The organism is Paenibacillus sp. MZ04-78.2 (assembly GCF_024213375.1).
Taxonomy (GTDB): domain Bacteria; phylum Bacillota; class Bacilli; order Paenibacillales; family NBRC-103111; genus Paenibacillus_G.
The window spans coordinates 1-8,514 of record NZ_JANAVJ010000079.1; the positions used below are offsets into that span (position 1 = coordinate 1).

The 8,514-nt window shown below is 43.4% G+C and carries 8 protein-coding genes and 1 tRNA gene; 7 read left to right on the forward strand and 2 right to left on the reverse strand.

The window, feature by feature from the left end; translation table 11 throughout:
* Positions 1 to 420 precede the first annotated feature (420 nt).
* The 4 genes from NLX71_RS25555 (at position 421) to NLX71_RS25570 (ending at position 4,172) form a co-directional block, all read left to right on the forward strand.
* A complete protein-coding gene (locus NLX71_RS25555) occupies positions 421 to 1,734 on the forward strand; it encodes a DEAD/DEAH box helicase (RefSeq protein WP_254366598.1) in 1,314 nt (437 codons plus the stop codon).
* Positions 1,735 to 2,024: 290 nt separating this feature from the next.
* Positions 2,025 to 2,225, forward strand: a complete 201-nt coding sequence (locus NLX71_RS25560) for a cold-shock protein (protein WP_090673747.1) — start codon at positions 2,025 to 2,027, stop codon at positions 2,223 to 2,225.
* Between the two features lie 112 nt (positions 2,226 to 2,337).
* Entirely contained in the window at positions 2,338 to 3,786 is a 1,449-nt protein-coding gene (locus NLX71_RS25565; RefSeq protein ID WP_254366599.1) for a DEAD/DEAH box helicase, read from the forward strand.
* Between the two features lie 29 nt (positions 3,787 to 3,815).
* On the forward strand, positions 3,816 to 4,172 hold the full coding sequence (locus NLX71_RS25570; protein WP_254366600.1) for a nucleotide excision repair endonuclease: 357 nt from the start codon (positions 3,816 to 3,818) through the stop codon (positions 4,170 to 4,172).
* 120 nt (positions 4,173 to 4,292) lie between these two features.
* Here NLX71_RS25570 and NLX71_RS25575 read toward each other — a convergent pair.
* Both NLX71_RS25575 and NLX71_RS25580 read right to left on the reverse strand, forming a co-directional pair.
* A tRNA-Met gene (locus NLX71_RS25575) sits at positions 4,293 to 4,369 on the reverse strand.
* Between the two features lie 335 nt (positions 4,370 to 4,704).
* A complete protein-coding gene (locus tag NLX71_RS25580; protein WP_254366601.1) occupies positions 4,705 to 5,037 on the reverse strand; it encodes a DUF1904 family protein in 333 nt (110 codons plus the stop codon).
* 488 nt (positions 5,038 to 5,525) lie between these two features.
* Between NLX71_RS25580 and NLX71_RS25585 the strand changes: the two genes are divergently transcribed.
* The 3 genes from NLX71_RS25585 to NLX71_RS25595 all read left to right on the forward strand — a co-directional run bounded on the left by NLX71_RS25585 (position 5,526) and on the right by NLX71_RS25595 (position 8,444).
* Positions 5,526 to 6,254 (forward strand): hypothetical protein, encoded by a 729-nt coding sequence (locus tag NLX71_RS25585; RefSeq protein ID WP_254366602.1) that lies wholly within the window; start codon positions 5,526 to 5,528, stop codon positions 6,252 to 6,254.
* A gap of 285 nt (positions 6,255 to 6,539) precedes the next feature.
* Positions 6,540 to 7,475, forward strand: coding sequence for a LytTR family transcriptional regulator DNA-binding domain-containing protein (locus NLX71_RS25590; protein WP_254366603.1), 936 nt, complete (start codon positions 6,540 to 6,542; stop codon positions 7,473 to 7,475).
* A gap of 141 nt (positions 7,476 to 7,616) precedes the next feature.
* A complete protein-coding gene (locus NLX71_RS25595; protein WP_254366604.1) occupies positions 7,617 to 8,444 on the forward strand; it encodes an ABC transporter ATP-binding protein in 828 nt (275 codons plus the stop codon).
* Positions 8,445 to 8,514 lie beyond the last annotated feature (70 nt).

The following is an 8,514-nucleotide window of genomic DNA, read 5'->3' on the forward strand; positions in this document are numbered from 1 at the left end:
GTGCGCGTCGTAATCAGTTACGTATATGATCTCATGAATCCCGTCGTTTTTCTAGGTGTGGAGGATTTGACGCTTACTTTGTAAATAAGCTGAGCCGTACCATAAATAACGCAAAAAAATGTATTTATATGGCAGAAAATGTTGTATTCTTAGAAAAGGGAAACGGGGGGATTGTGTGCGAGCTCTCTGCGGATAAGTTATACTGGTTACAGCAAAAGATCTAACAGAGAATATATCTAGACATGCAGTGGAATTCCAAAGCGCTTGAATTGCCCGCAATCTGTTCGATGCCCAAGGCACTAACTGCGCAAGCTGAACCTTTCGATTTTTCATCTATTTTCCTAGCGAAGGGTAAGAAGAAACCAACCGATACGATCATTTCGTTTTCGAGATGTACGTCGACATGAATAAGGAGATCTTATGACATTTGAACAATTGCAGTTGATTCCCCCCATTCTCAAAGCGCTGGCCAAGGAAAATTATAATCAGCCCACACCCATACAGGAGCAGGCAATCCCATCCGTGCTGGCTGGCCGTGACTTGTTCGGATGCGCCCAGACGGGGACCGGAAAGACAGCAGCGTTTTTGCTGCCGATCATCCAGCTGCTGAGTACGCAGCGGGACCTCACGAAGGGCAAGCGCGTCATTCGTTCGCTTATCCTGACGCCTACCCGGGAGCTGGCTATTCAGATTTCTGACAACATCAAATCTTACGGACGTTTCACGAATCTGCGCAGCGCAGTGATCGTGGGCGGCGTCCCGCAGAGAGCACAGGAGCAGGCACTGGAGGAAGGCATGGACATTCTGATCGCAACACCGGGCAGGTTGATTGACCTGATGAACCAAGGGTTCGTCGATCTGACTTGCGTGCAGATTCTGGTGCTTGATGAAGCCGACCGGATGCTCGACATGGGCTTCATACATGATATGAGGCGAATTATCGCTAAGTTGCCTGCTAAGCGGCAGACGTTGTTCTTTTCGGCAACGATGCCGCCCGAGATCACGTCTTTGGTAGACTTGCTGTTGACGAATCCTATGAAAATCGAGATTACACCGGTTTCCTCGACGGCGGAGCGGATCAAGCAGAGGCTCTACTTCGTGGACAAGCCGAATAAGCTCCCGTTGCTGATCGATCTGCTGCGGGATAAGTCGATTACGAGCGCGCTCGTATTCACTCGTACGAAACACGGAGCGGATCGACTGGTAAGCGGTTTGATGAAGGTGAAGATTACAGCGCAGGCGATTCACGGCAACAAGTCGCAGAACGCCCGCCAAACGGCGCTGAAGAACTTCAAGAGCGGTGCGACCCGCTTGTTGGTAGCGACGGACATCGCGGCCCGTGGTATCGACATTGATGAGCTGTCGCATGTCATCAACTACAATTTGCCGAATATCCCGGAGACGTATGTGCATCGGATCGGCCGCACCGGACGGGCGGGCTTAAGCGGAGTCGCGATCTCGTTTTGCGAGTACGAGGAGATTCCTTATCTAAAGGATATCGAGAAGCTGATTAAGCAGAGGATTCCGGTGATCGGGGATCATTTGTATCCGATGGCGATTACGGAGACTGCTCCGACGAAGTTGGAGAAGGTCAGAGCGGGTGGTGCGACGTCCGGAGACAGCGCCCGCGTCCATAGCGGCGGCGCTGATCGGAGCGACTCTGCCGGGAATGAAGGAAGCACCGCCGTCTCCGGTAGCCGCCGCCGGAGACGGCGGAAGAAAGCTGGCAAGTAAGCACGGTGAAGCTAGGGATGACATGAAGACAGGTGGTTACTAAATCGACACAAAAACCTCTTCTTTGCGAATCCAGACGGGCAGCGGTTCCACTAAGTATACGGAGTGTAATACCGATGTTCCCCAATTGATTGCCTTTTCGAAATGGTTGTGTTAATCTGGTACAGATTAATATCAGTGGAAACCAATTCGCATATTGAAAAGGGTCTCATGATATAACGAAAATTTTCCCAATGTGTGATTTTTTTTATAAAAAATGATCATGTTAAAATTATTTTGGAGGTAACAATATGCAAACAGGTACAGTTAAATGGTTCAACAGTGAAAAGGGCTTCGGTTTTATTGAAGTCGAAGGTGGGAATGACGTTTTTGTCCATTTTAGCGCGATTCAGGGTGATGGTTACAAATCGTTGGATGAAGGTCAACGAGTTCAGTTCAACGTGGTCCAAGGTAATCGCGGACCGCAAGCTGAGAACGTCACAAAAGTTTAGTAAGCTAAAGCGAGGCTGCTCCTAATACGTTAGGAGCAGCTTTTTCTTTTTTGCGAAACCTAGACTCGACAATATAGAAATTCGTTGTTACTTATAAAAAAGGGGTTTACTTATGAGTGAGCAAGGCTTTAAAGACTATAAGTTAAGCGAGGAAATTACCCGTTCTTTAGATAGCTTGGGGTATCAACAACCAACGGAAGTTCAATGCAAGGTGATCCCCATTGCGCTTGAGCGTAAGGATATGACCGTCAAGTCCCATACGGGAAGCGGGAAGACCGCGGCTTATGGCATTCCGATCTGCGAGATGTTGGAATGGGAAGAGAATCGGCCGCAGGCCCTGATCTTAACGCCAACTCGCGAGCTTGCCGATCAAGTTAAGCAGGACATCATGAATATCGGCAGATATAAAAGAATAAAGGCAGCCTCTATTTATGGCAAGCAGCCTTTTGCCAGGCAGAAGGTGCAACTGCAGCAGAGAAATCACGTCATCGTAGGCACGCCGGGGCGGTTAATCGATCATATCGAGAGGCAGACGATCGACTTGGAGCAAATAAAGTTTCTTGTGATCGATGAAGCCGATGAGATGCTGAATATGGGTTTTATCGAGCACGTGGAGAAGATTATCCGCGAACTGCCTCAGAATCGAATGACCATGTTGTTCTCGGCGACCTTGCCCAAGGACGTGGAGAATTTATGCCATAAGTATATGAATTATCCATTGGACATTGAGGTGAAGAGCGAGGCTAGAACGACAAGCCAAATCGAGCATTCGATTTATTCGGTCAGGGACGAGAACAAGCTGAATCTGCTCAGGGACGTCACTATCGTCGAGAATCCGGATAGCTGCATTATCTTTTGCCGAACGAAGATTAGGGTTGAAGTCGTGTTTAAAGAATTAAACAAGCACGGATACCCCTGCGGCAAAATCCATGGGGGAATGGAGCAGGACGATCGCACGAAGATGATGAATGCGTTCAAACAAGGGGAACTCCGCTATATGATCGCGACGGATGTCGCCGCGAGAGGGATCGATATCGAGAACATCAGCCATGTCATCAACTATGATTTTCCGCAAGAGAACGAAAGCTATGTCCATCGGACCGGTCGAACGGGAAGGGCCGGACATTCGGGGACAGCGATCTCCTTCGCCACGCCGACCGAAGAGAAATTCGTTGCCAACGTCGAGCGATATATTGGGTTCGAGATTCCCAAGAGAGACAACCCTTCCAAAGAAGCGATCGCACGTACCAGTCCTGCTTTTGAAGCGAAGATAAGGAACCGGCGAACCATCAAGAAGGACCGGAGCTCCCGTTCGAATCAGGAAGTTCTGAAGCTCTATTTTAACGGGGGAAAGAAAAAGAAGATCAGAGCGGTAGACTTCGTCGGCACCATTGCTAAGATTGACGGGGTATCGGCGGATGACATCGGGATTATCACGATAGAGGATAACGCCTCCTACGTGGATATCCTCAATGGCAAAGGGTGCCTCGTTCTTGATAAGATGAAGGATACGACGATCAAAGGCAAGCTGCTGAAGGTACATGAGGCGAACCGAAAATAACAATGACGCAGAAGAGAGAGTGAATGTTCATGATACAAATAAAGATTCCGACTCCGGATGTCACGATTTACAAACAGAAGGCCCCCGAATTAAGCCATATTTACGGGTTTACGGATTTCATTCTGATTCCAAGAGATAAAGCGGGGATTTTTATGTTCTACAATGATAAGGATGAACTCCTATTCGTTGGCAAGGCCCGGAAGCTAAGACCCCGAATCAAGAAGCATTTCGAGGATACGGTATCGGTCATCAAAGAGAAGCGGGAGGAAGTGATCAGAATCGAGGTTTGTTTAGTCGAGGATCCCCTCCATAGAGAAATATACGAGACGTACATTATCAACGAATATAAGGCTAAGTACAATGTAGATAAGGTGTTATACAAATAATAGACAGAGCTCCTATTGCCCAAGGAGCCATGAAATTATATGATAACGCAAAAATGCCTTTAATCCACGTTCAGCGGGTTAAAGGCATTTTGATATATATGCCGAGCTAGAATTGTAAGTTGGTTGCGGGGGCAGGATTTGAACCTGCGGCCTTCGGGTTATGAGCCCGACGAGCTACCGGGCTGCTCCACCCCGCGATAGTATAACTAAGCATTGTGATCTTTAATGTTGACCAGCTCTCTTATACTACAGCAATTCGAGCCAAAATGCAAGCTCTTTAAAATGAAGTTTCTTTCGAGGGCTGAAGGATTTTGACGTTTGCCTGCTCCACAAGCCAGGCAATTGCATCATCTTCACAGGCTTTTTTAAAGTCTATGCACAAAACATTCCTGCTTCAGGATCAAATCTGATATCTTCTGCCAGATTTACGGTTTAGTTTCTTCAAAATTATTAGTGTCCATATTGTGCCAATTCATTTCCTTCTGGAGCCGTACTGAATATTTTCATTTTAAAACACTTCCCAATGAATCAGCTAGGAACTATACCGACGTCCGTTCATATAAAAATTGTCCTCGCGGCCAACACGGAAGGAAATCTCCAGATCGGGTATACCGAGCGACCGGACATGCCTATCAATCGCCTCGGCCATCTTATCGCGCACTTCGTCCCCCCGCTCAAACCACCATACGTCGATGAAAGGGTACGAATCGGTATATTTCCCGTCGAATATAGCGGTGACGTGCAGGCACTCCAAGGTGAAATTATCCGTTCCGCATTGGCATATTGCGGCCATCTCCTCTACGAGCGCTATACTAATTGCACGTATGCCCTCGGCTGGAATTCCTCTAAAAATTAATTGCGGCATCTAATTTCCTCCTGTCGATATGTATTTAGCCCTTGTCATTTTCTTATTGTAAATGTACAAGTCTGTCTGTTGCAAACGGAGAATAAATGGAGAGGGATATACATGCCCAGACCGTTTCGCCCATGTAATCCAAAGTCATGATGAAGATAATGGTTAGATTTATGATTATTTTTGTTTTGATATTGATGGAAATCCAGCACTTTTTAAGTTAACCACTTTTTTGATTGGTTTATTGGTAAAACATGACCATTTATGTACGGTTTTAATATTCTGTCAACAAGGGATTCCTTGTTGGTGATCGGGCAGAAATGAGTAAAGTTAGAAGCGATACGACAAAATAATTGTTCCGGGATATGGTATAGTGAAAATGATGCTTGGGTTTGGGCTTTTGAAGAACGTTGTAGACAACAATTTGTTAGGAAACCCGATAAGGATGATAAACACGACCAATAAATGAGGAGCAATTATTAAATTTCGGAGGTTTACAGATGAAAACAAAAGATGTCATTTACATGATCTATAACGAAAATGAACAGTCAGTAACATCAATGGGAATTGAATTTATTGACTTTATCAATTGTCTTACAATTGAACCAAACAATATCTTGCTCCTTGCATCTGGATATACAGGTGAGGACTATCATTATGGACTAAGATTAGAATTTGTAAGAAATCAAAATCTGAATGACCTTTACAAAGAAAATGTGTATTCTTATGGAGATTTTTGTTGGGTGGATTTTGATTGGATTTTTACCCTTGATAATCTCACTCCTCATGAAAAAGCAGAGTTGTTGTATTTAGGTTATTATAAACAACCACTTGGAAGCCCATTTTTCGAAAAACTCAATAATAAGTTTGTATATTTGGCACATGATGATGGTTGGTTCAACAAAATTTTCTATAAAGACAAAAATCAATATATTGATGTATTAGGACGTCTGGTTTCAAATAGAGTGAAATCTTATCGGAAGAACGTATCGCCATTAAGTCAAGACATTGGAGAACAATTAGCGTTATTCGCCAAAGATGGAATATTAATTGATCTATATAGGGTTATTAAATCTCGAAACAGCGTAGAAATCCCCTTTAATGTAATTGGGAAAATTATGGATTTTGATGATGTTTATAACAACATGGAAAGACATAAGGCGAAGGCTAAGTCGGAATATTGGCTTGTGTATAAAAAAGATGAATGGGTGATACGCTCGTATAATTAAAAATGGATTTCATAATCCAAACAATTAGGAGGAGAATTATGGAGAGGAGGTTTACTAAAGCCCTTACTAAATTGAACAAAGACCCCGAGTGAATGAGCCGATCCAAGTTTTGAAAGCGTTTTTGCATAAAAAATCCCCCTCTCATCGTATGTTCCCGACCTATGCATTGTTGGTATCTATTAGAGAAGACATGCCGTTATATTTTTCGATAGAAACTGACAAAAAAGTATCCTAACATTATAATTGGTTTATATATCCTATAGCGGCACTGACCAGGAGGATGGCATGCAATTTCAACCATTGTATGATGATGGGGAGTTATTTCTACCGAAGATCGAATTAAATATGACATCGAACCAATCGATTGGCATTATAACGGACTTGAAGCGAAAGCAGCTTTTAATGAATCAATTAGTGAATCATTCCCAATATTATTTATTTCGAGCTCAACAAGGCGAGTATATGCGTTTAACGGTGGAAGAGCTAATCACTTTTCTAATCAAAGTAACGGAGAGGAATGAGCGTGTCGCTTTGTTAATGGATTATTTTGCTTTAAAAGAAGAACGGAAGGTAAAAATCAAGGATCTAAGCCCATCGAAAAGGATGTATGTGACGTTGCTGCGTGTCTTTTTTGCGCATCAGCCTACACTTGTACTGGAGGAACCCTATTTTTACTTGGAAGAACAAGATCGTCGTCATTTTAAACGGATTTTAGATGACCTTTCGAAAGAAAAGCAGATTTTAATTTTAACTTCGAATTTGGAGGATGCCATTATTTCCTGTGATGCCATTTATCGATTGAACGAGTCCGGATTTCATCAATTGGATATTCGGGACTCAGAAGAGGATAAACAGGAAGTGCAGGAACAAGATCGGGCCAATATAACCTTGCAGAAGATTTATACGAAAAGAAATGACAAAGTGATTTTATTTAATCCGCCTGAAATCGATTTTATAGAAAGTATCGATGGTTCGATCGTTGTTCATGCGGATGGGGAAAATTATGACTGTGCTTTGACGCTAACCGAGCTTGAGCAGAGATTGTTAAATTTCGGGTTTTTTAGGTGTCATCGTTCCTACATCGTTAATCTGCAAAAAGTAAGAGAGATTATTACATGGACGAAGAATAGCTACAGCTTGCGATTAAATATAGGTAAAGATGCCGTGGTTCCGTTATCTCGTTCAAAATTGCATGAATTAAAAGCACTTCTTAACATTTAATTTCCGGGGTAATAATGTCGAACCAATCAAGCATTCCATGGTACCATTCAGGCGTTAACAGCTACATTTCGGCGGGTTTTGATGGCTGGAAGCATGCATTCTTTATATATTTAAGCCATCAACTCTAAGGAAGTGGTGTTAATGGATGTTATCCATGTAGAACATATTCGAAAGAGATTTGGAAATAAGGATGCATTAGCAGACGTGTCTTTTTCGATTCCGAAAGGGGAAATTTTTGGTTTCCTAGGTCCGAGTGGTTCAGGAAAAACAACATTAATAAAGATTTTAACTGCGCAATTAAATCCGACAAGTGGACAGGCAAGTGTATTTAACCAGCCAGCGGAGATGATGAATCAGTCTGCACAGAAGATGCGCTTTGGCATTTTGACGGATAACAGTGGTCTATATGAGAGATTAACTATTGAGGAAAATCTAGCGCTGTATCGCCAATTATATGATCTTCCCAGATCTTCGATCGATAAGGTGCTGCAGTTTGTAAACTTAAGCGGAGAGCGCAAAAAGAAAGTCAATCTCTTATCGAAAGGGATGCGTCAGCGTGTCATGTTGGCATGCGCGATTATCCATGAGCCAGAATTATTATTTTTAGATGAACCTACTTCGGCTTTAGATCCAGTAAACTCAGCACATATTTATAAAGGCTTACGCTACTTAAATGAGAATGGGACAACGATTTTTTTAACTACGCACGATATGACTGAGGCCGAATTGATATGTAACCGTGTAGCGATTTTGTATCAAGGACAAATCCAAACCATCGGCTCACCAAGGGAACTAAAAAAACAGCATCGGGAAAACGTAGTTTGTGTTGACTTAATCAATGGGGAAGCATACGAGCTCCCGATAGATGAGGGAACGGCTGATCAAATAGCCGATTGGATGAAACGAGGGTTAATTGATCGAATAGAAACGAAAGAGCCAAGTCTAGGGGATATCTTTATTAAAATGTAAGCGTCAAATCCTCCACACCTAGAAAAACGACGGGATTCATGAGATCATATACGTAACTGATTACGACGCG

Coding starts and splice junctions, on each gene's coding strand:
- NLX71_RS25560 (WP_090673747.1), top strand. CDS start 2,025: ATGCAAACAGGTACAGTTAAATGGTTCAACAGTGAAAAGGGCTTCGGT.
- NLX71_RS25580 (WP_254366601.1), bottom strand. CDS start 5,037: ATGCCGCAATTAATTTTTAGAGGAATTCCAGCCGAGGGCATACGTGCA.
- NLX71_RS25570 (WP_254366600.1), top strand. CDS start 3,816: ATGATACAAATAAAGATTCCGACTCCGGATGTCACGATTTACAAACAG.
- NLX71_RS25565 (WP_254366599.1), top strand. CDS start 2,338: ATGAGTGAGCAAGGCTTTAAAGACTATAAGTTAAGCGAGGAAATTACC.
- NLX71_RS25585 (WP_254366602.1), top strand. CDS start 5,526: ATGAAAACAAAAGATGTCATTTACATGATCTATAACGAAAATGAACAG.
- NLX71_RS25590 (WP_254366603.1), top strand. CDS start 6,540: ATGCAATTTCAACCATTGTATGATGATGGGGAGTTATTTCTACCGAAG.
- NLX71_RS25595 (WP_254366604.1), top strand. CDS start 7,617: ATGGATGTTATCCATGTAGAACATATTCGAAAGAGATTTGGAAATAAG.
- NLX71_RS25555 (WP_254366598.1), top strand. CDS start 421: ATGACATTTGAACAATTGCAGTTGATTCCCCCCATTCTCAAAGCGCTG.